Raw genomic sequence first — 25,478 nt, 5'->3', positions numbered from 1 at the left:
CATTGTTCAGCCCGTCCGGCGTGTGAGGACGAGGCCCCTTGAGGGCCGACGGGGGTCTGGGGGCGGAGCCCCCAGGGACGCCCGCCCCCACCGACCAATCGGCCCATCAAATCCTGCGCCCCACCCCCCACCAGGTCACGCTCACAAAGAACCGGTGCGGAGGACAACGCGGAGGTAGGACACATGAGGGCAGTCGCGGTGCTGGGCGCGTCCGTAGCCGTAGGACTACTCGCCTCGTGCGGGTCCGCGGACACCGGTACCCGGACCATGGCGAGGGCGCTGCCCGCGAGCGCCGCGTTCACGCACCCCGGGGTACTCGTCAGCAAGGGCCAGCTGGACGCCGTACGCAAGAACGTGGCCGCCGGCAAACAGCCCTGGCTGAAGGCGTACTTCGGGATGCGGGACAGCAAGTACGGGTCGTACAAGTACACGGCGAAGCCGGTCGCGGACGTCGACTGCCCCTGGAACGGCAAGGCCGCGCACGGCTGCGTCGAGGAGCGCGAGGACGCGATCGCGGCGTACACGCAGGCCCTGCTGTTCAGCATCACCGGCAAGCAGCATCACGCGCTCAAGGCCCGCGAGATCATGGACGACTGGTCGGCGAAGATGAAGGAGCACACCTCCGACGACGCGGGACTGCAGACCGCGTGGGCCGGTTCGACCTGGGCGCGGGCGGCGGAGATCGTGCGGTACGCGCCCGGCGCGGGCTGGCCGGCGGACCGGGTCAAGCGGTTCGGGACGATGCTGCGCACCGCCTACGAGCCCGAGGTCACCAAGGACCTGCCGGACTACAACGGCAACTGGGACCTCGCGATGACGGACGCGGCGATCGGCATCGCCGTCTTCCTCGACGACCACAAGGCCTTCGACGCGGCCGTCAAACGCTTCCGCGACCGCGTGCCCGCCTACTTCTACCTGGCCAAGGACGGTCAGGTCCCGCTCACCCCGGTGGGCTCCAAGCTCACCACCCCGCAGAAGCTGACGACGTACTGGTTCAAGCAGACGACGTTCAAGGACGGCCTCGCCCAGGAGACGTGCCGCAACTTCAAGCACGTCGGGTACTCGCTGGCGGCCACCGCGCACATCGCCGAGACCGCCTGGCACCAGGGCGTCGACCTCTACGACGGCGTCAAGGACCGGCTCGAGGCGGCGCTCGAGTTCCACGCCCGCTACCAGCTCGGCGAGCCCGCGCCCGCCTGGCTGTGCGGCGGCAAGGTCGACCGGAACATGGGCCCCGACCTGGAGGTCGCCGTCAACCACCTGGAGGGCCGGCTCGGCGTGAAGGTGCCCGCCGCGCACAAGCTCGCCGAGTCCACCCGCCCGGCCGGCAGCGACGACCTCTTCGTCTCCTGGGAGACCCTCACGCACGCCGGTAACACCGCCGACTGAAACCTGTGTGACATCGGACCCCGCGGATGGCGTATAGTTGCAATCACAACGGCGCGGGGTGGAGCAGCTCGGTAGCTCGCTGGGCTCATAACCCAGAGGTCGCAGGTTCAAATCCTGTCCCCGCTACTAAGGCCAAGGGCCGGAATCCAGAAATGGATTCCGGCCCTTGGTGTTTCTCCCCTAGAACCCTTAGAACCCCTAGAACCCCTAGACCCCTTAGAACCTCTAGGTCTCCCCGATCGGCCCACACCGCTCGCCGCCCCCTCCCCACCACGAAAAACTGGATCCGTGGAGGAGGAGGGTCCGTATGCGCGAGCCGGCGGGCGCCTGCCAGGCGACCCCGTGCCCGACCCGGGCCTCGGCCCCGTCGAGGGACGCCGGATCTCCTACGCCCGCACCTTCGTCCATCGGCTGCCTGCGCTGCTGCTGATCGTCGGGGCGTTCTACGACTACTTCACCCCGCAGGACTTCACCGCGGCCCCCTTCTTCACCGCCGCCCCACTGGTCGCCGCCCCGCTGTACTCACGGCGCGGCACCGTGCTCACCGGCCTGGCCGCCGTCGTCGTGGTCCTCGCGATCCACATCAGGCTCGGCATCGTCCTGCACACCGACGCGATCACCGAGGCGGCCACCGTCGCGACGGTCGCCGTCCTCGCCGTCCTCATCAACCTCCTGGTCCGCCGCAGCAGCGAACAGCTCGCCTCCGCGCGCGAGATCGCCGAGGCCGCCCAGCGCGCCGTCCTGCCCGAACCGGCCGAGCGCATCGGCGGGTTCGAGATCGCGGCCCGCTACGAGGCGGCGCAGGAGGGCGCGTTCATCGGCGGCGACCTGTACGCGGTGCAGGACACCCCGCACGGTGTACGGCTGGTCGTCGGCGATGTGCGCGGCAAGGGCATGGGCGCGGTCGCCGCCGTCGCCGTGGTCATCGGGGCGTTCCGGGAGGCCGCCGAGCAGGAGGCGACCCTGGAGGCGGTCGCGCAGCGGCTGGAGCGGGCGCTGGCGCGCGAGGGCACCCGGCGCGACGGGCTCGACGCGTTCGAGGGGTTCACCACGGCCGTCCTCGCCGAACTCCCGCACGGCGACGGCGTCGTACGGATCGTCGACCGGGGCCACCCGCCGCCGCTGCTCCTGCAAGTGGACGGCACCGTAAGCGCGTTGGAGGTCCAGGAGCCCGCACTGCCTCTGGGAATGGGCGAGTTGGGGGTCTGGCCCGACCGCGCCGAGGAGTTCGCGTTCCCGGGCGGGGCCACTCTTCTCGTGTACACCGACGGGCTGTCCGAGGCGCGGGACTCCCACGGGGTCTTCTACGACCCCGGCGAGCGGCTGGCCGGCCGGACCTTCCGTACCCCCGAGGCGCTGCTCGGCATCCTCGCCAAGGAGGTGCGCCGGTACTCCGGAGGCTGGATGACGGACGACATGGCGATGATCGCCGTACGCCATCCATGACCGTTATTACACGGGGTGACCGCGCGGGCGCCCTCCGCATAACAACTGACATGCCGTCAATACCTGTGGGAATTCTGAGACTTGGCCAACTCGCCCGTTTTTCGCCGGTGGTGGGCCCTTCGTCCAGCAAGGAAAGGTTAATGATCAAGCCGAACAGCTTGGAAACGGGCGCCCGTGTCTATTAACGTTCGATAACGCAGCGCGGTCGTCCCAGCCGTCACTAGAGACGGCTCCGTGCGCACGCGCCGAATCCTGAAAGGGAACCGGGGAACCACCACTTGGGGTGAATCGCTCGTCAACCGCCGTGGAAACACAGCTGGTTTACGCGCGTAGGAGACCTTCCTGCTCCGAACCCGTCAGCTAACCCGGTAGGCGAGAAGGAAGGAAAGGAGCACGCCCACGTGGCGTCCAACCAGGCTGCCCCAGAAGCCCCTGTCGTCTACGGCGGTTACCGCCCCGACGAGGGCCCCTGGGAGGAGTGGAATCCCAGCGCGGAGTCCGTTGCTCCCAACCGCGGCAAGCACCGTGTCGCCAAGCAGCGTGGTGGCGGGGGATTCGCCCGCAGCTCCACCGTCCTGGGCGTCGGTGTCATAGCCGCCGTCAGCGCGGGCGGCATGGCCAGCGCGAACACCGGCAAGCCGCCGGTCTCGATCTCCCTACCCGATCTGCCCTCGGTGGGCCATCTGCTGGACGACTCGTCCAGTAGTACCCCCAAGGGTTCCGCGACCGCGCTCAGCAGTGTCGGCGTCTCCACCACCGAGACCGCCAAGGGCGCCTCGGACGCGGGTGAGCTGCTGCGCAACCGGATCATGGCGCAGGCCGAGTCGCAGCAGGTGCAGGTCGACGGCAAGTCGAAGGCCGCCGTGGAGGCCGCCGTCGCCAAGCAGGTCGACGACGCCGCCGCCAAGGCCGAGAGGGACGCCGCGAAGAAGGCCGCCGACGCGAAGAAGGCCGCGGAAGCCGCCGCCGCCAAGAAGGCCGAGGCCGCGAAGCTCGCCGCGCTGGCCAAGCAGTACACGCTGCCGGTCGGCTCGTACACGATCACCGGCACCTTCGGCCAGGCCGGTTCGATGTGGTCCTCCGGGTATCACACGGGCCTCGACTTCGCCGCGCCCACCGGCACGCTGATCAAGGCCATCCACAGCGGCACGGTCACCGAGGCGGGCTGGGCCGGGTCGTACGGGTACCGCACGATCCTCACCCTCGACGACGGCACCGAGCTGTGGTTCTGCCACCAGTCCTCGATCAACGTCAGCGTCGGGCAGAAGGTCTCCACCGGCGAGGTCATCGGCCGGGTGGGCGCGACCGGCAACGTGACCGGGCCGCACCTCCACCTGGAGGTGCACATCAACGGCGCCGCCACCGCGAGCGACCCGGCGCCCTGGCTGCGCAGCAAGGGCCTCAACCCCTAAGGCTCCAAAGGTCCAAGGGTCCAAGGGTCCAAGGGTCTGGAATATCCGGTTCCGGTCCGGCTGTTGAGGTGAAGCATGACTTCTCTTCGCAAGCTGGGCCGGTCAGACCTTGAGATCTTCCCGCTGAACCTCGGCGGCAACGTGTTCGGCTGGACCGCCGACGAGGCGGCCTCCTTCGCAGTGCTCGACGCCTACACGGCCGCCGGGGGCAACTTCGTCGACACCGCCGACTCGTACACGGCGTGGATCGAGGGCAACAAGGGCGGTGAGTCCGAGACCGTCATCGGCAAGTGGCTCAAGGCCCGCGGCAATCGCTCCGACGTCGTCATCGCCACCAAGGTCAGCCAGCACCCCGACTACCCCGGCCTGTCCGCCGCCAACATCAAGGCCGCGGCCGACGCCTCGCTGCGCCGCCTGGGCACCGACTACATCGACCTGTACTACCCGCACTTCGACAAGGAGGACGTGCCGGTCGAGGAGATCGTCGGCACGCTCGACGAACTGGTGAAGGCGGGCAAGGTGCGGCACATCGCCGCCTCCAACATCTCGCCCGAGCGCCTCCAGGCGGCCCTGGACTTCTCCGACCGCGAGGGCCTGGCGCGCTATGTCGCCATCCAGCCCCACTACAACCTCGTCTCCCGCGACACCTACGAGGGCGAGCTGCGGGACGTCGCCGAACGCGGCGGACTGTCGGCCCTCCCGTACTTCTCGCTGGCGGCCGGCTTCCTCACCGGCAAGTACCGCCCCGGTACGACGGTCGACAGCCCGCGCGCCGGGCGTGCGGCCCAGTACCTCGCATCGGAGCGCGGCCAGAGCGTCCTCACCGCCCTCGACGAGGTCGCCCAGGCCCACGACGCCCCGGTCGCCACGGTGGCCCTCGCCTGGCTCGCCGCCCAGCCCACGGTCGCGGCCCCGATCGCCTCGGCCCGGACGGTGGAGCAACTCCCCGCACTGCTGGGCGTGGCGGAACTGGAGCTGACGGAGGCGGAGATCGCGCGCCTCACGCAGGCGTCGGCCTAAGGGTCGTAGGGGGCGGTCTACGGGTTGTACGGGTCGTAGGGGTCGCCAGGGTGGCCGTCAGGAGCGGTACGGGTTGTACAGGGGCGTCCCGTACGACCCGTACACCGGCGGCCACGGCGGCACCACCACCGGTACCGGCGGTGCCGTCCGCCGCGCCGCGTAGTCCAGCGCGGGCCGCGCCACCTCCCGGCGCAGCCACAGCTCGTGCAGCAACTCCCTTTCCCGTACGACGAAATCGGCGCCGGCGCGGCCCCGCCCGGCCCGGTGCCGGAGGAACGCCAGGGAGGTCGCGTACGCCTCGTACTGGGCGACCGAGCGGGCCGCCTGCCTGCCGAGGTGGTGGCGGGCGTACTCGCGGGCCAGGCGCCGCGCCTTCATCGAGCCGAGCACGAACGGTTCGGCCGGGATCAGCCAGCCCGCGTAGACATAGGCGGGCAACTCCTCGCGCACACTGCGCAGTTCGCGTTGCCGGGTCCAGACCGCGAGCCAGGTCAGCAGGCCGAACATGGGGACCATGAAGATGCCGTAGACCTCGAAGAAGCCGTACTGGCCGAAGGTCGAGGAGCCGTTCCAGACCGCGTGCATGCCCATCGCGAGGAGGAGGCCGGTCAGCGGGACCAGGACGCGGCGGATGTGGTGCCGGTCGGGGGAGAGGGCGGCGATGCCGAAGCCGATGCCGGTGAGCACGGTGAACAGGGGGTGCGCGAAGGGGGACATGACGATGCGCACGAAGAAGGTCGCCGCGGTGACGGAGGTGAAGCCGCGGTCGCCGGTGAGCTGGTCGGTGCTGAAGGCGGTGCCGAGGTAGAGGATGTTCTCGGTGAACGCGAAGCCGGTGGCGGTGACCCCGGCTATCACCACCCCGTCGACGATCCCGGTGAAGTCCCGTCTGCGGAACAGGAAGACGAGGAGTACGGCCGCGGCCTTCGCCGACTCCTCGACGATCGGGGCTATGACGGTGGCGCCGAGGGTGTCCGCGCTGGTGGGGTCCGCGGTCGTGGTCGCTATCCATCTCGTCGCGAAGCTGTTGGCGACGATCGCTATGAGGGCCGCGGCGCAGGCGCCCCACGCGAAGGAGAAGAGCAGGTTCCGCCAGGGGCCGGGGTCGACGCGGTCCAGCCAGCGGAAGGCGGCGACGAGGAGGGGTACGGGTAGTACGGCGAGCCCGAGACCCACCAAGAACCCTTCCGTACCGGTCTGTTGGCGGACCAGCGCGAGGATGACCAGCCCGGAGAGCGTCAGCAGGGCGATCAGCGCGCCGTGGCGGACCCAGTTCCGCTGCCACCAGCGCACCCGCGGCCCGTGCCCGGGCACACCACCGGCGGGGTGGCCGGGGTGTGGGGGGTGAAGCGGAAACGTGGCCACGGCATCGACCCTAACGAGGTAAGGGCACGGCCCGCGAGGGAGCCTGGCGTCGGCGCTGGTCGTCGGTGTTCGTCAGTGCTGGTCGTCGTGGGGTACGCGACGGAAGAGCAGATCGTTCACGACATGTCCCTTGTCCAGTCCCTGGCCCTCGAAACGGGTCAGCGGCCGGAACTCCGGACGGGGCGCGAAACCGCCGTCGGGTTGGCTGTTCTCGAAGTCCGGGTGCGCGTCCAGGACTTCGAGCATCTGCTCCGCGTACGGCTCCCAGTCCGTCGCGCAGTGCACGGTTGCCCCTGGCTTGAGGCGGGTCGCGGCGAGGGTGAGGAACTCCGGCTGGATCAGGCGGCGCTTGTGGTGCCGCTTCTTGGGCCAGGGGTCCGGGAAGTACACGCGCAGTCCGTCGAGCGCGTCCGGGGCGAGCATCTCGCGGAGCAGGATGATCGCGTCGCCGTTCGCGACCCGGATGTTGGACAGGCCGTGGTGGTCGGCGAGGCCGAGGAGGTTGCCCTGGCCCGGGGTGTGGACGTCGGCGGCGAGGATGTTCGTCGCGGGGGCGTCGGCGGCCATCTGCGCGGTGGCCTCGCCCATGCCGAAGCCGATCTCCAGAACGACGGGGTTCTCGTTCCCGAACAGCTCGGGGAGGTCGAGGGTGCGTTCGCCGTCGATGTCCAGGCCCCACTTGGGCCACAGGCGTTCCAGGGAGTCTGCTTGGCCGGTTGTCACCCGGCTTCTGCGGGGCTGGAAGCTGCGGATGCGGCGTTCGTGGTGGGAGCCGGCGGGGTCGGGCGTCGGGCCGCCGGGGAAACGGGGTTCGCCCTTGGGCCGGGTTCGCTGCGAGGGCTGCGCGGGCTCGGTGGGGGTGGCGGGGGTGTTGGGGGACTCAGACACAATGCGGTGATTTTACTGGGCGTGCGCCTAGGGGGGTGCCTGGCTTGTGTTGTCGCGCGAGTGCGGCACCGTCGTGGCTTGTCGCGCCCACGCGGCGGAGCCGCATATCGATACAGCCCCGCGCCCCTGGGGGGTTGGGGTGGCCGGGGTTTGGAGGGGCTGCTGTGGCTGGTCGCGCCCGCGCGGCGGAGCCGCATATCGATACAGCCCCGCGCCCCTTAAGGGGTTGCCCTGTCCGGGGTGTGGAGTGGGCGGCGGTCTTGGTGCAGTACAGCCAGCGCTCGGCGGGCCACCTCTCTGCCGATCGGTAGGGAGGCTGTTGCCGCTGGGCTCGGGGCGTTCAGTACATGCACGGCGCGCGGGCCCTCCTTGATCAGGAAGTCGTCCACCAGGGTGCCGTCGCGGAGGACGGCCTGGGCGCGGACGCCCGCTGCCGAAGGGGTCAGGTCGGCTGGGGTCACCGCGGGGAGGAGGCGTTGTACGGCTGTGGTGAACGCGGTCTTGGAGATGGACCGGCGGAGTTCCCCCACCCCGTAGCGCCAGTGCTGTCGGGCCATGTGCCAGGCGCCGGGCCAAGCCGCCGTCGCCGCGACTTCCCGGGGGCGTACGACGCCCCAGTCGTAGCCCTCGCGGGCCAGGGCCGGGACCGCGTTCGGGCCGAGGTGGACGCTGCCGTCGATGCCGCGCGTGAGGTGGACGCCGAGGAACGGGAAGGCGGGGTCGGGGACCGGGTAGACCAGGCCCCGGACCAGTTCGGGGCGGGTGAGGGTGTAGTACTCGCCCCGGAACGGCACGATCCGCATCTCCGGGTCGTCGCCGGTGAGGCGGGCCACCTCGTCGCAGTGCAGGCCCGCGCAGTTCACCAGGACGCGGGCGCGGACCACGTCACCGCCGGTCGCGGTCACCGTACGGACGGCGACCCCGCGCTCGGGGCGCCGGTCGATGTGGGCGACCCGCGCGCCGTAGCGGATCTCGGCGCCGGACGCGTCCGCCAGGTGCTGGGCGACCGCGGTGTAGTCGCAGATCCCGGTCGTCCCGACGTGTATGGCGGCCAGGCCGCGCACCTCCGGTTCGTACTCGGCGATCTGGGCGGCGCCCAGCTCCCGCACCGGAATGCCGTTCTCCCGGCCGCGCTGCACGAGCGCGTGCAGCCGGGGCAGCTCCGCCCGCTCCGTGGCGACGATCAGTTTCCCGGTGAGGGCATGCGGAACGCCGTACTCCGCACAGAACTTGACCATCTCGGCGGCCCCGCGCACCGCGTACCGCGCCTTCAGGGAACCGGGTCTGTAGTAGATCCCGCTGTGGATCACCCCGCTGTTGCGCCCCGTCTGGTGCCGGGCCGGGCCCGCTTCTTTCTCCAGCACCGTCACGCTCGTGCCCGGCGCGGCACGAGTGATGGCGTACGCCGTCGACAGCCCGACAATCCCACCACCAACCACCAGCACGTCACAGTCGTACCCCACCACGTGCACCACCTCCCGCCTCCGATAGTGCACTGCACCACTGACAGTGCCTTCAAACCCCGGGAAGGGCAGCCCCTAAGGGGCGCGGGGAACTGCGCGACCAGCCACAACGAGCCCGCACTCGCAAAACGACACAAGCCACGCAGACGACTAGGCGGGCGCCATCAACAACGGCCGAGCCCTCTCCCGCAGCTCAACGACCCGCGGCTCATCCCCGTACGGCTCCAACCGATGCAAAAGGTCCTTCACGTACTCGGTCGTACGGGCCGACGAAATCCGCCCCGCGACCTCAACCGCCCGAACCCCTTGCTCACAAGCCGCATCAAGGTTCCCCGACTCAAGCTCAGCCACCGCCGAGACGACCAACCGAAGACCATGCGACCGCACGAACTCCTCCGTCGGCTTCGACAGCGCCTGCTCGGTGAAGCGACGGACCTGCCGAGGCGCCTTCAAGTCCCGGTAGCACTCCGCCGCGTCGGCCGCGAACCGGTCGTAGCCGTAGAACCCGAGCCACGACGGATCGTTGTCCCCCTCTCGGGACCGCTCAAGCCACCCCTCCGCCGCCTTCAGCGCCGCCCCGGCCGCCTGCGCGTCCCCCGCCTTCGCATGGGACCGCGCCTCGACCAGCCGGAAGAAGCTCATGGTGCGGGCGGTCGCGAGGCCGCGGTTGCGTTCCAGTGCCGCCTGCGCGAGATCGACGCCCTCGTCGCCGAAGCCGCGATACGTCGCCTGCAACGACATCGACGCCAGTACGTAGCCCCCCAACGGCACGTCCGCCGCCGCGCGGGCAAGCCGCAGCGCCTGGATGTAGTACCGCTGCGCCGCCTCCTGTTGACCGGTGTCGAAGGCCATCCACCCTGCCAGGCGGGTGAGTTCGGCACTCGCGCCGAACAGGGCTCTGCCGACCTCGTCGGAGTACGAGCCGAGGAGCAGCGGTGCCGCCTCGACGCGGAGGCACTCGGGCACCATGGACGAACGCCAGTCGCCGCCCCCGTACTTGGAGTCCCAGCGCCTGGCGTCCTCCGCGGCCTCCCGCAGCTTCTGCACGTCGCTGTGGCCGACTTTGAGCGGTGTCCCGGAGCTCTCCGCGGAGTTCGCCTCCCGGGCCACCGAACTGTCGGCCGGGGTTATCAGCCAGCGTGAGGCGGGCGTTGCGTATGCGCTGACTGCGAACGACCCGGCGAGCGACTGCCAGATGCCGCCGGAGCCGGCCCGGCGGCCGGCGAGGTCCAGGCGGTACAACTCCGTTGCGGAACGCACGGCTTGGCCGACGTCCCGGGGAAAGGCGAGGCCCACTTCCGGTGCGGGATCCGCGTCCGCCAGGCCGATCTCGTGGAGCGGCACCGGGCGGCCGAGCTTCTGGCCGATGGCGGCCGCGATGAGGTGCGGGGCGGCGCCCTGGGGCACCATTCCCTTCGACACCCAGCGCGCCACCGACGTCTTGTCGTAGCGAAGTGTCAACCCGCGTTGAGCGCCAAGATCGTTGACGCGACGCGCGAGTCCTGCGTTGCTGATTCCCGCGAGGGCGAGAACGGTGCCGAGTTTTTCGTTCGGCCCGCGTTGCTCCCTGGACATGCGCCACCCCTCGACACAGACGGCTGCCGTGCTGGCATAACCACCCGGCATTCGTAAACCCAGCGTAGTTCGCCGCATCCCAAGCGTTAAGGGGCATTGTTCCGGTTGGCGGGATTGTGGTCCGTACGCGAGTGCGGGGTTTGCACGCAGGGTTGCGACGTGCCCCCGTCGTGTGGCCGTGCGCCCGTGTGTGCGCTCTTCTCCGGCCATCACGGGAGCGCTTCGATGGATCGTGCGTGGGTCGGCCCGCTGTACTGGATCCAGTGGGCTGGGGGACACCGCCGCCTACATCCCCGCGGGCGGCGGACCGGTCCGGGAGGCGTGCTCCGCCTCCCGGACTGTGCGCGGTCCGAAGCGGTGCGCAGGACATGTACGGAGCGTGCGCGAGCCTGTGCCCCGAAAGCCGATTTGGCCGAAAATCGCCCCCGCCTCTCGGCGCCGAATACCGCTCCTACCACGGGAGTTGAGGGCGCGTTAGGTGTTCTGGGGGAGCGTATCGGGGGCGCATTCGCGTCGCGGACGTAGGGTCGTCGTTGTCCGGTTGTCCCTTGTCCTGGGCGTACTTGCGCGATCTCAAGCGGCTTCTCCCGCTCTCCGGAAGGCGTCCTTCATGGCAGCATGGTGCCCAGTTCGTGCGGTGCACTGGTTGTCCACAGCCTGTGGAGGCGTCGATGCGGTGGTTGGTGGGATGGAGCAGTACCGCCGCTGGAGCCGCCGCGATCGGTTCCGCGGGGGCGACCGGACTCGACGGTGAGACGGTCCACCCGGTGGGGTCCCAACTCCTGTGGGGCGACCCGGATCCGCTGTGGGCGGTCGGCGACTGGCGGCCCGACGAGGTACGGGTCGTGAAGGTCGACGCGGAGACGCGGATCGCGGTCCTCGGTACGTGCGGTGCCTCCGACGAGGAGCTGCGGCTCAGCCTGTTCTCCGCGCGCGGAGGGGCACTTCGGCATCTGACGGCCTGGTCGGGCAGTTACACGGCGGTCGTCAAGGTCGGCCGCCGCACCATGGTCTGCGGTGATCTCGCGGGCGCCAAGCCGGTGTTCTACACCCCCTGGGCCGGCGGTACGGCGTACTCCACGGCCGCGCTCCCGCTCGCCGACCTCATCGAGGCCAACCTCGACTTCGGCCACCTCGCCGCGCTGCTCGCCGCCCCGGACGTGCCCGCCGCACTGCACGACTCGACGCCCTACGACGGCGTACGGCGCATTCCGCCGGGGCATGCGCTGGTGCTGCGCGCCGGGGCGCGTGAGATCGCCGGGTACGAGCCGGTCGCCTCCCTCGCGGTCGCGGCGGCCGCCGTCGACCCGGACAGCGCGGTGGACGCCGTACGGGACGCGCTGGTCGACGCCGTGCGTGCGCGCCTCTCCGCGCCCCGGCACGTCCCCGACATAGACCCGGGGCCCGTCCCCGGCATGGGTCCCGCAGAACGGCGTGCCGCGCGCGGGATGCCCGTTCCCGGGATCGGGGCCGACCTCTCCGGGGGGCCCGCCTCCGGGACGCTGGCCCTGCTCGCCGCCGGGCTGCCGGGGGCTCCGGGCACGGTCCTGGGGCACGGCACCGGCGCGGGCGAGCGGCTCCTCGCCGTCACGTTCAACGATCTCGCCGTCCCCGGCCGCGAGTCCGAGGTGGAGCGCGCGGGCACCCTCGCGGCCAACCCCCGGCTGCACCACGTGGTGGTCACCGGCGCCGAGGACGTCCTGCCGTACGCCGAACTCGACGGCCCCCTCACCGACGAACCCGGCCCCTCCCTGATCGTCGCCGCCCGCCACCGCGCCCGGCTCGCCGCGGGCAGCGCCGACCACTTCACCGGGTACGGCGCCCGCCAGGTCCTGGACGCCCACCCGGCCCGCCTCGCCGACCTCCTGATGGACCGCAAACGGCGCCATCTGGTGCGCCCGGTGGCCGCGTTGGCGAAGGCGGACGGTTCGGTGATGGTCCCGGGGCGCGTCTACGGCGCGGCCCGCCGCCTCGCCCGCACGCCCTACGGCGCTGGTCTCGAGGTCCTCGCCGACCGGTTGATGAACCAGCGCTTCGAGGAACCCGGAGGCGCCGTCGGTGCCTCCCTCGCCGCGCTCACCTGGGCCAGACCGGGGCCCGCCGCGCGCTGGCTGACCGGTGAGGCCCTGGCTGAAGTATCGGTTCGCCTGCAGAGCGCGCCCAGCCGTCAGGGCAGCGGCCCGGGCCAGCGCCCCGGAGACTTCCGCGCGCGTGCCGCCCTCGCCCGCCATGCCAACGACCTCCGCGTCCTGGAACAGGCCGCCGAGATCCGCTCCCAGCGCCTGCACACCCCCTTCCTCGACAACCAGGTGGTCCGCGCCTGCCGTTCCCTCCCCGAGGCGCTACGGGTCCAGCCGGGCGCCCGCGCGGCCATCCTGCGCACGGTCCTGGAGGGCGCCGGCGTCGGCGACCTCCCGCCCGGCTGGGGCGCCCCCTCCCACGCCTCGGCGGCGGCCGCGGCCCGTAAGGGTCTACGGGTCGCGGCGGACCCCCTGATGGACCTCTTCGCCACGCCGCTGCTCGCGCAGGCGGGTCTGGTGGAGGCCCGCGTGGTCCGCAAGGCGCTGCGCGCGGCGGCCCAGGGCGAGCCGCTGCCGCTGGACGGCCTCGCGGACCTGGTCTCCCTTGAGCTGTGGTTGGGGCGGCTGTTGGCCCGCCGGGGCACCTGCTGGACGGGAACACCGGCACGCGCGCGTGCGGTCCCGGAGGGGATCCGGCCGCAGCGGGGGGCGTTGGCTTCGGGGGCGTGAACGGGAGCGGGAGCGGTGGCGAGGGATCGAACGAGGGCCCCGGGGCCGGGACTTGAAGCCGCCGGCCGCCGATGCCCAGGGGGTCACACCACACCCCGCAGCCCTCAACTCCCCATGGCCGCCCGCACCGCGGCCACCAGCTCCCCCACCCCCCGCTCCTTCAGCACCTCGTAGTGATCCCCCTCCAGATCGACCACGACCGGTGGCTTCGCGGAGTACCCGGACGCACCCTCCAGGAACGAGTAGTCGTCGCCCCGCGCCTTGAACACGGTGATCGGTGCTTCGACCCTCCGCTCCGCCAACTCCCGGAACGTGTAGTCGAATTCGTACGTCGTCGCGACGATCCGGGTGATGCGGCGGATCGTCTCCTCGTCGAGGGCCGGGAGGAACTCGCCGACGTAGGACACGAAGCTGTCCTCGTCCCGGGTGGCGGCGAGGCAGGCGTCCAGGGCCGGGCCGTGGATGGTGCCCGCGAAGACGGAGAAGAGGATCGTCACGTACGCGGGGTTCGTGTACGACGCGTCGCGGCCCCAAGTGGCGCCGTCCGCCCGGCGGACCTCCGGGTTGCCGGGGCAGATCAGCAGCAGGCGCTCGACCTTCTCGCCCGCCCGCTCCAGCTGCCAGGCCGCCTCGAAGGCGACCCGGGCGCCGAAGGAGTAGCCCCACAGGGTGTACGGCCCGCTCGGCTGGACGCGCCGGAGCTCGCGGAGGTCGGCGCTCGCCATCTCACGGATGGTGGCGTACGGGGTCTCGCCCGCGTTGATGCCGTGCGCCTGGACGCCGAAGAAGGGGCGGTCCAGGGCGACTTGGCCGCCGAGCAGGCGCAGGTTCATCGGGTAGCCGCCGAGCCCGGGCCAGCAGAAGACGGGGGCGAAGCCGCCCTCGCGGGCCAGGGGGATGAGGCGAGAGACCGGGGTGGTCGGGGCCTCGTCGATGCGCGCGGCCAGTTCCCGCAGGGTCGGTGCCTCGAACAGGGCCTGGAGGGGGAGCTTCGTGCCGTACTCCCTGTTGATCCGGTTGACGAGGGCGACGGCGATCAGTGAATTGCCGCCGCTGGCGAAGAAGTTGTCCTCGGTGGAGACCTCGGCCGGGTCGGGGTACTTGAGCGCTGTGCCCCAAGTCACCGCCAGGCGAACCTCCGTGGGGGTCTCCGGTGCGACGTACGGACCCGTCGTGCGGGCCGCGGTGACCTCGGGGGAGACCGCGAGGGCCTTCGTGTCCGTCTTGCCGTTGGCCGTCAGGGGGAGCGCGTCCAGGACGAGGACACGGCTCGGGAGCATGAAGTCCGGGAGGGAACGGGCGAGTTCGTCGCGGATCATCTCCGCGGGACCCTTGGTGTGCACGGCGTCCTCGCGCATCCCCTCGCTCGCGACCTGCTCGGCGCTGACCCGGCCGCCGAGGAAGAAGTACGACGCCCCGCTCGCGATGCCGGCGGCGCCGAGGATGTCGTCCAGGCGGCGGGCGGCCGGCAGCGGGTGCCCGGTCTTCGAGGAGTAGCCCGAGGACATGAAGCCGAAGCCCGGGGTGCGCTGGAGGTGGTGCAGCCGGGTGCCCAGCTCGACATACTCCAGCCAGGGTTCGGCGGTCCGGGCGACCGCGCTGATGCCGAAGCTCGCGCGGTCGTAGACGCCCTGGTTGATGGCGATGACGTGCCGGGGTTCGATCAACTGCTCGCCCAGTGGCTCCAGTCGGCCCTCGCGGTAGCGGTACTGCCCGCCGGGCAGGCCCTCGAGCCGGCCGGGGTGCGCCTGCACGAACAGCTCGGTGGAGTCGCGGCGCGGCTCACCGTCGTCCGGCGTGATCGTGAACGTGCCGAGGTAGTAGTCCTCGTCGGCGACGTCGAGGGCGTCCTTGACGGCGGGGAAGTGGCCCAACGGCCTTACGGTGAGGCCATGTTCGGGGAGCCCCTCCTCCAGGACCCCGAGCATGTGGCCGGTCTCGAATTCCAGGACCTCCTGGATGTTGGTCTTGTAGACGGGTTCGATCGCGCGCCGCTTGCCGAGGAAGTGCAGGACGAGCCCGCCGTCCGGGCAGTGGCCGCTCGGGTCGCCCACGCGGACCAGGGTGTGGTCGGCGGGGTGGTGGTAGTACACGCCGGGCGCGAGGCCCGCCGCCCCGCCGGACTCGATGTGCAGCTGGGTGGCGTACAGGGCGCCGGGGGAGGCGTAGGAGTACTTGGGGAGGAGGCGCTCCTCGCTGCGGAAGGGGCCCAACCAGCGCAGAACGGCGCCGAGTTGGTCCATCGAGAGATCCGCGAGCGGGCGCGGGTGCCGGGGTGCCCGGCGCGGGGCGAGCAGGTCGAGGAGGTCGGTGCGGGTGACCGGGCCGCCCTCGTAGAAGCGGTAGGTCTTGCGGGCGAAGGCCGCGCGGCGCTGTTCCGGGGTCGCCTCGCGGCCCGGGAGGGCGATGACCGGGCGGCCCGACAGCTCGGCGGGTTCGCGCAGGCCGGGGTTGGAGAGCTGGGCCCTGACCTGGAGCTTCGAGGCCTTGGACTGGTGGTGGGCGCCGTGCGCGCCCTGGTCCATGACGGCGGCGGTGCGGGGGTTCAGCTCGACGCAGGCGACGAGGGCCTGGTGGCCGGTGCGGGCGTCGTCGGTGACGAGCGTGGCCGCGCGGCGCACCCAGGTGTGCTCCTCGATGCGGGCCGCGACCTCCTCCAACTCGACGCGGTAGCCGCGGAGTTTGACCTGGTTGTCGGTACGGCCGACGAACTGGAGCGTGCCGTCCGGGTTCCACAGGCACACGTCGCCGGTGCGGTACAGGCGCTCGCCCGCCGCGAACGGCGAGTCCACGAACCGTTCCGCGGTCTGCTCGGGCCGGCCGAGATAGCCGCGCGCCAACTGGACGCCGCCCAGATGGAGTTCGCCGCTCTCGCCGATGTCGACGGGCGCGCGGTTCTCGTCGAGGACGTACGCGCTCAGGCCGTCGACCGGGACGCCGATCGGGACGGTCGCGCTCGCGCCGCCGCCCAGGTCGTCGGGGTCCACCTGGTGGGCGGTGGCGTTGATGGTGGTCTCGGTCGGGCCGTACAGGTTGATCAGGGAGACGCCGGGCAGCTCGGCGAGGAGGTCGCGGGCGAGCCGGTGGGTGAGGGCCTCGCCGCCGGAGAAGACCCGCTCCAGCGAGGTGCAGGAGCCGAACTCCTCGGTGTCCAGCAGGGCTTGGAGCAGCGTCGGCACGCACTGGAGGGTGGTGACCCCGCCCGCCCGTACCGCCGCGAGGACGGCCTCGGGGTCGCGGTGGATGCCGGGGGCGCCCATCACCACCCGGGCGCCGGTGGCCGGGGCGAGGATCTCCCACTGGGCCGCGTCGAAGCTCATCGGCGTCTTCTGCAGCACCGAGACCTGCGGGCCGAGATGACCGCAGTCCGCGAGCCAGCGCAGCTGGCTGACGACGGCACGGTTCTCGATCATCACGCCCTTGGGGCGACCCGTACTACCTGAGGTGTAGATCACGTAGGCGAGTTGGTCAGGGGCTGCCGAAGACGGGGCCGCGACCGGGGCCAGGTCGCCCTCGGTGGGCGGGTCCTGCGGGGTGAGGACCGTCGTACCGCGCGGCGCCAGGGCGGTGACCCGGTCGCGCAGATGCGGCTGGGTGACGACGACCGAGGTCCCGGAGTCCTCCAGCATGTAGCGCAGCCGGTCCTCCGGGTAGTCCGGGGACAGCGGCAGATAGGCGGCGCCGGCGGCGAGGATCCCCCACGCGCCGACCATCAGGTCGAGGGACGGCTCGGTGAACAGGCCCACACAGCTGTCGGGGCCGATCCCGAGACGGGCGAGCCGGTCGCCCAAGTCGCGGCTACGGCGGTGGAGTTCGCCGTAGGAGAGCCGGGTGTCGCGGTTGTCGACGGCCGTCGCGTCGGGGCGCAGGGCGGCCTGGTGGGCGAGCAGGTCGGGCAGGTGGCTGCCCGTGAGCGGTATGCCGGACGTAGGTGCACTCGCGGTCTTCATTGGCGTGGTTCCCCCTGTTGATCAGCCGTTGATCAGGTTGCGGGCGGGGGCTACCGAAGGCTTCCCGTGCCGGTACCGCCCGGTGCGGGACCGGCGCGGGACGGGTTCGGGACCGGGGGGAGTCAGGCTCGGAGCCAGCCGAGAACTGAGGGGCAAGCCGCCGTGACCAAGATCGTGCTCATCTCCGGGAGCGTCCGAAGGGACTCGCTCAACGCGTCCGTCCTCGCCACCGTGCGCCGCCTGCTGGCCGGGCGGCCGGACGGGGACACGTACGAGATCGAGTCGCTGTCCGTGGGCCTGCTCCCGCACTTCGACTGGGACGTCGAGCAGGCGGACGACTCGCCCGCCGTGCGCGCCGCCAAGCAACTCGTGGGTGACGCCGACGCGTTGTTCATCAGCACGCCCGCCTACAACGGTGAGATGCCGGGCGTCCTCAAGAACGCCCTCGACTGGCTCTCCCGCCCCAACGGCGACAGCGCCCTGACCGGCACCACCGTCGCGCTCACCAGCGCCTCGCCGGGTGCGCGCGGTGCGGTGGACGCGCAGGCGGCGCTCGCTCGGGTGCTGGCGAAGTGCGGCGCGCGGGTGGTGGACCACCCGCCGGTCGCTGTTGGCCGAGCGGGCCAACTTCTCACCCCCGAGGGTGACTTCACCGACCCCGAGACGGTTGCGGCCCTCGGCACCCTGATCGACGCGACCCTGGCGGCCGTACGGGAACCGGCGGAGGCGAGCGCATGACGAACCGCATGTCCGGCCGCACGATCGACCAGGCCTCCCGTCAACAGCCAGTACAGGAAGGCCTGTTGCGCACGCTCGGCGAAGACCTCCGCGTCGTGGTCGAGCGCGACCCCTCCATCCGCAGCCGTCGCGAGGCCCTGCTGCACCCGGCGCTGCCCGCCCTGTGGACCCATCGGGTCGCCCACCGCCTGCACCGCCGCGGCCACCGGATCACGGCCCGGCTGCTGGCCTACGGCGCCCGGCGCGCGACCGGTGTGGAGATCCACCCCGGCGCCGAGCTGGGCCGGCGGGTGTTCATCGACCATGGCGCCGCCGTGGTGATCGGGGAGACCGCGCAGGTCGGCGACGACGTGACGATCTACCACCAGGTGACGCTCGGCGCGGTCGGCTGGTGGAGCGACGTGAAGCGGCCGGAGGGCGAGCGCCGGCACCCCCGCGTCGGCAACGGCGTCGTGCTCGGCACCAACGCCACCGTCCTCGGCCCGGTCACCATCGCCGACCACGCCGTCATCGGCGCCCAGGCACTGGTCAACAAGGACGTGCCCGCGTACGCCAGGGTCCTCGCGCCGACCGCCGTCATCCGGGCCAAGGGGCATCAACCCCGCCTGATGGAGGACCTGTTCGCGGTGACCGCGTCGGCGGGGTCCTGGTGACCGCCCGCACCGCTCCCCGCCCGCTTCCCACCGAGGACCACTCATGCCTCTGTCCGTAGTCGACAGCATCGCCGACCTGGTCGGCTCAACTCCCCTCCTGCGGCTGCCCCTTGAGGGCACGGACGCCCGGGTGCTCGCCAAGCTGGAGTGCGCCAACCCGCTGTCCAGCATCAAGGACCGGGCCGCCCTGTTCATGCTCCGGGCCGCCGAGGAACGCGGCGAACTCCGGCCCGGTGACACGGTGGTGGAGTCGACGTCCGGCAACACCGGTATCGCGCTGGCCGCGTTGGCCGTCGCCCGCGGCTACCGGTGTCTGATCGTGCTGCCCGACAACGCCACCCAGGAACGCGTCCTGACCCTGCGCATGCTCGGCGCCGAGGTCGAATTCACCGACCACACCCTCGGGTTCGCGGGCTGCGTGGAGCACGCCGAGAAGCTCGCGGCCGACCTCCCCGACTCCTGGTACGCGAGCCAGCACACCAACCCCGACAACGTACGGGCCCACTACACGACCACCGGACCGGAGATCTGGCAGGCCACCGAAGGCCAGGTCACCCACCTGGTCTGCACGGTGGGCACCGGCGGCACCCTCACCGGCACCGCCCGCTACCTGCGCGAACGCAACCCGGAGCTGAGGGTCGTGGCCGTAGAGCCCACCGGCTCGGCGCTGCTGTCCGGCGGCACGCCCGGCCCGCACCGCATCCCCGGTCTCAACGGCGGCTTCATCAGCCCGGTCACCGACGTCGAGTTGATCGACGAGGTGATCGCGGTCTCCGACGAGGACGCGGCGGCCGCCACCCGCGCGATCGCGGCCCGCACCGGACTCCTCGTCGGCATCTCCTCGGGCGCCGCCGCCCACGGCTGTGCCGAACTGGCCCGCCGCCACGACCTGTTGGACGCCACCGTGGTCACCGTCTTCCCCGACACCGGTGAGCGGTACCTCAGTTGGTGGCCCGAGGACGCGGAGGCCGACCGGTGAACCTCAAGGAGCTGCACCCCAACCTGCGGCTGCGCATAGCCGTCGCCTTCGTCCAGCGGTTCTTCGACATCATGCTCGTCCCGCTGATGGTGATCCACTTCGCGAAGCTCTACGGCGCCGCGACCGCCGGCCTCATGACGCTGGTCGTGGCCCTCGCGGCCATCACCTGCAACCTCGTCGGCGGCCACCTCTCGGACACCTACGGCCGCCGCCCGGTCCTGCTCGGCGGCGAACTCGGCGCCTGCCTCGCGTACTTGGGCCTGGCGTTCGTGGCCTCCCCGGCGGGCGGCGACAACGGCATCGTCATGTACGTCCTGTACCTGCTCGCCGCCTGCTCGGCCGGCACCGCGCTGCCCGCGAACGACGCGATGCTCGTCGACGTCACCACCGTCGAGTCCCGCACCGCCATCTACACGATCAACTACTGGTCCACGAACATGGCGTTCATGCTGGGCTCGCTCGTCGGAGGCTTCTTCTACGGCGGCTACTTCTTCCAACTCCTCGCGGCGGCGGGCGTATGCCTCGGCGCGGTCTTCACCACCACCTTCCTCGGCATCAAGGAGACGGCACCCGAGGAGGGTGTCGAGAACCCGCGAGGGGTCAAGTCCGCGCTCACCGGCTACCTCTTCGTCATCCGCGACCGGGTCTTCCTGCGCCTGATCGTCGCCGCCCTGCTGATCCGCTCCATCGAGGTGCAGATCTCGTCGTCCATCGCGGTACGCCTCGGCGACCACTTCACCACCCAGGACCTCATCGACCTCGGCCCGTGGCACGTCCGCGTGAACGGCGTCAACATGCTCGGCATCATGCGGGCCGTCAACACCCTGCTGGTCGTGTGCTGCGCGCTGTGGGTCGGCAAGCTGCTCGGCAAGGTCGGCGAACGGCGCCGGCTGATGGGCGGGATCGTCGTGTTCACCGCGGGCTACATGGTGTGGGCGGTCAGCGGCGACGCCTGGACCCTGATCGTGGCGACCTTCGTGGTCACGGCGGGCGAGCTGATGAACGCCCCGGTGAAACAGACCCTGTTGGCCAACTCGGTGCCGGACGCCTCCCGCACCAAGTACATGGCCGCGTACGGCCTCCAGGTCCGCCTCGGCCTGCTCGTCGGCTCGCTCTGCGTGACGGTCAGCGCCCTCATCCCCCCCTGGGGCATGGCCGTCGTCTACGCCGTCTTCGGCGTCGCCGCGATGGCCCTGTACCAGTCGCTGTTCCGCGCCCAGGACGCCCGCACGGCCGCGGTCGCCCACGCGGTGCCGACCGCCACCTGAGCAGTAACCGCCGTATCCCGCCCCCCTCCTGCGCATCTTCCTGAAAGGGCCCAGCAGTGACCGAGAACAACCGGATCCTCATGGTCCAGCCGTACCGCCAGCTGGTGGAGAAGGCCGTGGCCGCCGGCTTCGAGGTCGTCTCGATCTGGGACCCGACGCTCCAGACGGAGGAGTATCTCCGTGAAGTGGCGCGCCACTCACGCGAGTTGCTGTCCGCCGACTTCACCGACGAGCCCGCCCTGCGCACCCTGATCCGCGAGAGCGCCCTCGCCCACAACGTCGCCCACGTCCTGCACCTCGGCAAGGAGTCCACGATGCTCCCGGCCGCCCTGGAGGCCGACGCGCTGGGACTGGCCCTCAACCCGCCCGAGGCGGTCCGCCGCCTCAACGACAAGGCGGCGATGCGCGAACTCCTCGCCGCACACGCCCTCTCCCCGATGCGCAGCGCCACGACCGACACTCCCACCGAAGTCCCTTCCCTCCTCCGGGACTTCGGCTACCCGGCGATCGTCAAGCCGACCCGCCTCCAGGGCAGCGCGGGCGTCCGCCTGGTCCGCACCCCCGACGAACTCCGAGCATGGCAGCAGGAGTTGCAGGCCTTCGCCTACGACGGTCCCGTGGTCGTGGAGGAGTTCCTCGACGGCCCCGAGTTCAGCGTCGAGACGCTCAGCGCGGCCGGGGTCCACCAGGTCATCGGCATCACCGCCAAGCAGGTCACCGACGGCGACCTGTTCGTGGAGACCGGCCAGCTCTTCCCGGCCCCGCTGCCCGCCGAAACGGCCGTGGAGATGGGCGAGTTGGTGACGGCACTGCTCGACGCCGCCGGTCACCGCTTCGGCCCCGCCCACACCGAGATCATCCTGACCGCCGACGGCCCGCGCGTCGTCGAGTCGCAGGCCAGGCTCGGCGGTGACCGCATCCCGCACCTGATCCGCGTAGCCACCGGCTTCGACATCGAGGCCGCGATCTTCGAGGCGCTCGCGGGCCGCCCCTTCGCACCCGGCACCGCCGCCCGCTCGGCCGCGATCTCCTTCTTCCAGCTGGAACCGGGCCGCATCGAGAAGCTCGAAGGCGAGGACTCCATACGGGAGTTGGCGTACGTCCACGACGTGCGCTTCCCCTACGGTCCCGGCGACGAACTCCCCGTCACCGTGCACTCCGGAAGCCGCCACGGGTTCGTCGTGGTCGAGGGAGCCGACGCACGGGAGACCGAGGAACGGGCGCGCACGGCAAAGGAGTTGCTGCGGGTGACGTACACCTCGGCGCTCCTGAACGCCGTACAGCCGCAGGCTACGCACCCGATGGTGCCCGAGCGCACGCTGCTCCTCCTCGGGCATCTCACCGAGCCGCTCCGCATCGCCAAGTCCCTCGGCCTGAACGTGATCCTGATCCAGCACAAGGACAAGTTCGACCCGGAACAGGCGAAGCTCGCCGACGTCACCTTCGTCGCCGACTTCACGGACTGGTCGGTGGTGGAGCCGCTGGCCAGGGCCGCCCACCAGGTGTGGGACTTCGCCGCCGCGCTCTCCCTGACCGAGCCGGGCCTTGAGATCGCGGGCCGGATCAACGACCTGTTCGGGCTGGGCGGAACGGGCTACGAGACGGCCCGCCTGCTCCGGGACAAGCTCGCGATGCGCCGCCATCTCGCGCACGTGGCACCGGAGTTCGCGATCGGCGCGGGTCCGCTGACCGACCGCGAGAGCCTCGCCGCGTTCGGTCCCGCGCACGGCTACCCGTTCGTGGTGAAGCCCACCGACCTGACCGCCGGGTTCGGCATCTTCAAGGTGTCGGGTCCCGAGGACGTCGACGAGGTGTGGCGGCACATCGAGACGCTGCGCGCCGACGGCGTCGACCGGGGCACCACGCTCTACCAGGTCGGCGGCTACCTCATGGAGGAGTACATCCCGGGCCCCGAGTTCAGCGTCGAGACCTTCAGCTTCGGCGGCCGACACGTCGTCGTCGCGATCACCGAGAAGCTCGTCGACGAGACCCACTTCGCGGAACTGGGCCACGCGATGCCGGCCAGGCTGCGGGCCGAGGACGAACGGCGCATCGAGGCGGCCGTGGCCGCGTTCCTCGACGCGGTCGGCCTCAAGGACGGCCCCGGACATACCGAGTTGAGGCTCTCCCCACGCGGACCGCTCGTCATCGAGGGCCACAACCGCAACGGCGGCGGCCGCATCCAGACCCTCGTCGAGGCGGCCTACGGCATCGACCTCGTGCGGTACGCCCTCGCCTGGCCCTTCGGCCTGGTCGAACCGCTGCCCGCCCGCCCCGAGGCACGCGCCGCGGGCTGCGTGCGCGGTCTGATCGGCCGCCCCGGCACGGTCGCCGAGATCACCGGCGCCGAGGAACTCAGGGCCCACCCGGACGTCCTCGCCGTCGACATCGCGGCCCGTAAGGGTTCCGTCCTGCGCGCGGCCCGCGACAACTGGGACCGCCTCGGTCTGATCGCCGTCACCGCCCCGGACACCGACAAGGCGGTCCTGCTGTGCGAGGAACTGGCGGCGACCGGCCTGACGGTACGCATGGAGACGGAAGGGGAGGCGCGGGCATGACGGTCGTCGTACTGCACCGGCGGTCCCTGGGGGATCTGCCCTACGGGGAGTGGCTCGGCGGGGACGCGGTCGTGGTGGACTCCTCCAGCACCGCCGCCGACTCCGATTCGGCCACCGCCGAACTCGCCGTCCTGAGTCTCGCGTCGAACACGCACATCACGGCCCTGGTCGCCCTGCACCCCGACGACCAGATCCGCGCCGGTTCGCTCCGCGACCACCTGGGTCTCGCCGGGCAGACCCGCGACGAGGCCGTCATCGGCGCCGACGCGATCCGCGCGGCCGAGCTGCTCGGCGGAGCCGGTGTGCCCGTCGTACGGCGGGTGCCCGCGGCCACGATCCCCGATCTGTACCGGGCCGCCCACGCCTGGGGATATCCCCTACGGGTGCGGCGCGGGCGCGGCCCCGAGCGGGCGGTCGTCGCCGAGCTCGCCGACGAGACCGCGCTGCGTGCCTTCGCCCGGGGCGGTCTCGCCGAGGGCGACACGGCCGCGACCGCCGGGCTCACCGTCGAACCCGCGACGAGCGGACCCCGGCACCACGGCCCCGGCACCCCCGCCACCGACGCGGCCCTCGCGGTGCTGCCCGCCGTACCGGGCCATCCGCTCGAAGTCGACGCCGTACGCGACGAGTTGGGCACCTGGCGCGTCGACACCGTCCGGTACACGGGACACACCGCCGACGCACGCCACCTCGTGGGCGCACAGGCACGGCAACTGGAGAGCGTGGAGGCGGTCTGAATGAGTGTTCTCGTCCTGCACCAGGTCGGATCCTTGAACGCGGTCCCCTATGACACCTGGTTCGCCGACCACGCCGGTGACGTCCTGCTGCTCGCGTCGCGCGAGAACCTGGACCGGGTGGGCGAGCAACTCCCGCTGTCCGGCGAGGGATACGCGTACACCGAGTCGGTCGACGGCTACGACACGAGCGGCCGCCTGGAGGAACGCGCGCTGGACCTCGCGCGCGAGTACGGCGTCACCCACGTCGTCGCCCCGCACGAGCGGGACCTCGAACGGGCCGCCGTACTGCGGGAGATACTCGGCCTGCCCGGCCAACAGACCGACACCGTGCTGCCGTTCAGGGACAAGTCCCTGATGAAGAAGCTGGTGGCGGCGGCCGGGGTGCGGGTGGCCGCGTACCGGGAGATGGAGACGGCGACCGACATCGTGGCGTTCGCCGACGCGCACGGCTTCCCCCTGGTCCTCAAGCCACGCGACAGCGCCGGCTCGGTCGGCCTTCATATCCTGCGCAGCCGCGCGGAGTTGGACACCTACCTCGCCGAAGACTTCGACCTCTACGGCCCCGACCTCCCCAACCTCATCGCCGAGGAGTACGTCCCCGGCCCGCTCTGCCACATCGACGGCCTGGTGCTCGGCGGCCGGCTCGCGCTGGCCTGGCCCTCGCAGTACCAGTACGCCCTCGCCACCTTCGCCACCGACACCGGACCCCGGATCGACCTCACCCTCGACGTCGACGACCCGCTGTCCCACCGGCTGCTCGCGTTCACCGAGCGGCTGCTCGAGGCGCTGCCCGGACCGGAGAACTTCGCCTTCCACGCGGAGGTCTTCCACACGCCCGACGACGAGCTGGTGCTCTGCGAGATCGCCTGCCGCACGGGCGGTGCCGCGATCCGCGACATCGTGACGCTGCTGTTCGGCGCCGACCCCACGGAGAGCTGGCTGCGCGCCGAGCTGGGCCTGCCGGTGGCCGTCGAGCAACTCCCGTCCGGTGAACGGCCGTTGCCGCGCACCATGACCGGCCAGCTGGTGCTGATGAAGCGCCCGGGGCGGGTGAGCGCCGTACCGGACGCCGTGCCGCCGGAGTTCCCCTGGATCGAACGCTTCCGGGTCTTCGTCGAGCCCGGCCAGACCATGGCGGCGGCCCGGACCTCCTCCGACTTCCTGTGCACGGTGCTGGTCTCCGGCCCCGACCGGGCGGCCGTGGAGGCGCGGTTGCGGCAGGTCGAGACCTGGTTCCTGGAGCAGCTCGTGCTCGAAGACGCCTGACCCACTCCTGACACCCTTGAG

Annotated in this window: 17 protein-coding genes, 1 tRNA gene and 1 riboswitch; of the genes, 13 read left to right on the top strand and 5 right to left on the bottom strand. The window is 71.4% G+C overall.

Translation table 11 applies throughout. The features are described from left to right. Positions 1-183 precede the first annotated feature (183 nt). The 5 genes from R2B38_RS18750 to R2B38_RS18730 all read left to right on the top strand — a co-directional run bounded on the left by R2B38_RS18750 (position 184) and on the right by R2B38_RS18730 (position 5,267). Positions 184-1,389 carry an alginate lyase family protein gene (locus tag R2B38_RS18750; protein ID WP_318017268.1) on the top strand — a complete coding sequence of 402 codons (1,206 nt, stop codon included), beginning with the start codon at positions 184-186 and terminating at the stop codon, positions 1,387-1,389. A 52-nt stretch (positions 1,390-1,441) separates the two neighbouring features. Next, positions 1,442-1,515 (top strand) — tRNA-Met (locus R2B38_RS18745). Positions 1,516-1,677: 162 nt separating this feature from the next. Then, positions 1,678-2,835 (top strand): PP2C family protein-serine/threonine phosphatase, encoded by a 1,158-nt coding sequence (locus tag R2B38_RS18740; protein WP_318017267.1) that lies wholly within the window; start codon positions 1,678-1,680, stop codon positions 2,833-2,835. Between the two features lie 233 nt (positions 2,836-3,068). Continuing rightward, positions 3,069-3,225, top strand: a riboswitch (cyclic di-AMP (ydaO/yuaA leader). Positions 3,226-3,236: 11 nt separating this feature from the next. Beyond that, positions 3,237-4,247 (top strand): M23 family metallopeptidase, encoded by a 1,011-nt coding sequence (locus tag R2B38_RS18735; protein WP_318017266.1) that lies wholly within the window; start codon positions 3,237-3,239, stop codon positions 4,245-4,247. A gap of 75 nt (positions 4,248-4,322) precedes the next feature. Beyond that, a complete protein-coding gene (locus R2B38_RS18730; protein WP_318017265.1) occupies positions 4,323-5,267 on the top strand; it encodes an aldo/keto reductase in 945 nt (314 codons plus the stop codon). A gap of 57 nt (positions 5,268-5,324) precedes the next feature. Here R2B38_RS18730 and R2B38_RS18725 read toward each other — a convergent pair whose 3' ends face one another. From R2B38_RS18725 to R2B38_RS18710, 4 genes are all read right to left on the bottom strand, one after another. Beyond that, positions 5,325-6,632 (bottom strand): PrsW family intramembrane metalloprotease, encoded by a 1,308-nt coding sequence (locus tag R2B38_RS18725; RefSeq protein ID WP_318017264.1) that lies wholly within the window; start codon positions 6,630-6,632, stop codon positions 5,325-5,327. Between the two features lie 72 nt (positions 6,633-6,704). Beyond that, positions 6,705-7,520 carry a tRNA (guanosine(46)-N7)-methyltransferase TrmB gene (gene trmB, locus R2B38_RS18720; RefSeq protein WP_318017263.1) on the bottom strand — a complete coding sequence of 272 codons (816 nt, stop codon included), beginning with the start codon at positions 7,518-7,520 and terminating at the stop codon, positions 6,705-6,707. 218 nt (positions 7,521-7,738) lie between these two features. Next, complete coding sequence (gene lhgO, locus R2B38_RS18715) at positions 7,739-8,986, bottom strand: L-2-hydroxyglutarate oxidase (protein ID WP_318017262.1); 1,248 nt, start codon at positions 8,984-8,986, stop codon at positions 7,739-7,741. Between the two features lie 147 nt (positions 8,987-9,133). After that, complete coding sequence (locus tag R2B38_RS18710) at positions 9,134-10,558, bottom strand: hypothetical protein (protein ID WP_026151123.1); 1,425 nt, start codon at positions 10,556-10,558, stop codon at positions 9,134-9,136. 671 nt (positions 10,559-11,229) lie between these two features. Between R2B38_RS18710 and R2B38_RS18705 the strand changes: the two genes are divergently transcribed. Continuing rightward, positions 11,230-13,308 carry an asparagine synthase-related protein gene (locus R2B38_RS18705; protein ID WP_318017261.1) on the top strand — a complete coding sequence of 693 codons (2,079 nt, stop codon included), beginning with the start codon at positions 11,230-11,232 and terminating at the stop codon, positions 13,306-13,308. Between the two features lie 104 nt (positions 13,309-13,412). Here the strand turns inward: R2B38_RS18705 and R2B38_RS18700 are convergent, their stop codons facing one another. Continuing rightward, positions 13,413-17,258, bottom strand: a complete 3,846-nt coding sequence (locus R2B38_RS18700; RefSeq protein WP_318017260.1) for an amino acid adenylation domain-containing protein — start codon at positions 17,256-17,258, stop codon at positions 13,413-13,415. 162 nt (positions 17,259-17,420) lie between these two features. Here R2B38_RS18700 and R2B38_RS18695 point away from each other — a divergent pair, with 162 nt between their 5' ends. The 7 genes from R2B38_RS18695 to R2B38_RS18665 are packed head-to-tail and all read left to right on the top strand — an operon-like array spanning position 17,421 to position 25,457. Further along, positions 17,421-17,996 carry an NADPH-dependent FMN reductase gene (locus R2B38_RS18695; RefSeq protein ID WP_318017259.1) on the top strand — a complete coding sequence of 192 codons (576 nt, stop codon included), beginning with the start codon at positions 17,421-17,423 and terminating at the stop codon, positions 17,994-17,996. An 8-nt stretch (positions 17,997-18,004) separates the two neighbouring features. After that, positions 18,005-18,649, top strand: coding sequence for a serine O-acetyltransferase EpsC (gene epsC / locus R2B38_RS18690; RefSeq protein ID WP_318021727.1), 645 nt, complete (start codon positions 18,005-18,007; stop codon positions 18,647-18,649). A 43-nt stretch (positions 18,650-18,692) separates the two neighbouring features. Then, a complete protein-coding gene (locus R2B38_RS18685) occupies positions 18,693-19,628 on the top strand; it encodes a cysteine synthase family protein (RefSeq protein ID WP_318017258.1) in 936 nt (311 codons plus the stop codon). Beyond that, a complete protein-coding gene (locus tag R2B38_RS18680; protein ID WP_318017257.1) occupies positions 19,625-20,896 on the top strand; it encodes an MFS transporter in 1,272 nt (423 codons plus the stop codon). The genes R2B38_RS18685 and R2B38_RS18680 overlap by 4 nt, the downstream gene beginning before the upstream one ends. 56 nt (positions 20,897-20,952) lie before the next feature. Continuing rightward, positions 20,953-23,454: an ATP-grasp domain-containing protein gene (locus R2B38_RS18675; RefSeq protein ID WP_318017256.1), complete on the top strand. Its 2,502-nt coding sequence runs from the start codon at positions 20,953-20,955 to the stop codon at positions 23,452-23,454. After that, complete coding sequence (locus tag R2B38_RS18670) at positions 23,451-24,191, top strand: hypothetical protein (RefSeq protein WP_318017255.1); 741 nt, start codon at positions 23,451-23,453, stop codon at positions 24,189-24,191. The genes R2B38_RS18675 and R2B38_RS18670 overlap by 4 nt, the downstream gene beginning before the upstream one ends. Continuing rightward, positions 24,192-25,457, top strand: a complete 1,266-nt coding sequence (locus tag R2B38_RS18665; RefSeq protein WP_318017254.1) for a hypothetical protein — start codon at positions 24,192-24,194, stop codon at positions 25,455-25,457. The last annotated feature ends 21 nt before the right edge of the window (positions 25,458-25,478 follow it).

Origin of the sequence: Streptomyces sp. N50 (assembly GCF_033335955.1) — a bacterium.
GTDB lineage: Bacteria > Actinomycetota > Actinomycetes > Streptomycetales > Streptomycetaceae > Streptomyces.
This window is presented reverse-complemented; position numbering and strand designations above follow the sequence as displayed.

Excerpts from the sequence above, each read along its gene's own strand:
- R2B38_RS18670 (WP_318017255.1), top strand. The coding sequence starts at position 23,451 with ATGACGGTCGTCGTACTGCACCGGCGGTCCCTGGGGGATCTGCCCTAC.
- R2B38_RS18665 (WP_318017254.1), top strand. The coding sequence starts at position 24,192 with ATGAGTGTTCTCGTCCTGCACCAGGTCGGATCCTTGAACGCGGTCCCC.
- epsC (WP_318021727.1), top strand. The coding sequence starts at position 18,005 with ATGTCCGGCCGCACGATCGACCAGGCCTCCCGTCAACAGCCAGTACAG.
- R2B38_RS18685 (WP_318017258.1), top strand. The coding sequence starts at position 18,693 with ATGCCTCTGTCCGTAGTCGACAGCATCGCCGACCTGGTCGGCTCAACT.
- R2B38_RS18750 (WP_318017268.1), top strand. The coding sequence starts at position 184 with ATGAGGGCAGTCGCGGTGCTGGGCGCGTCCGTAGCCGTAGGACTACTC.
- R2B38_RS18700 (WP_318017260.1), bottom strand. The coding sequence starts at position 17,258 with ATGAAGACCGCGAGTGCACCTACGTCCGGCATACCGCTCACGGGCAGC.
- R2B38_RS18730 (WP_318017265.1), top strand. The coding sequence starts at position 4,323 with ATGACTTCTCTTCGCAAGCTGGGCCGGTCAGACCTTGAGATCTTCCCG.
- R2B38_RS18710 (WP_026151123.1), bottom strand. The coding sequence starts at position 10,558 with ATGTCCAGGGAGCAACGCGGGCCGAACGAAAAACTCGGCACCGTTCTC.
- R2B38_RS18705 (WP_318017261.1), top strand. The coding sequence starts at position 11,230 with ATGCGGTGGTTGGTGGGATGGAGCAGTACCGCCGCTGGAGCCGCCGCG.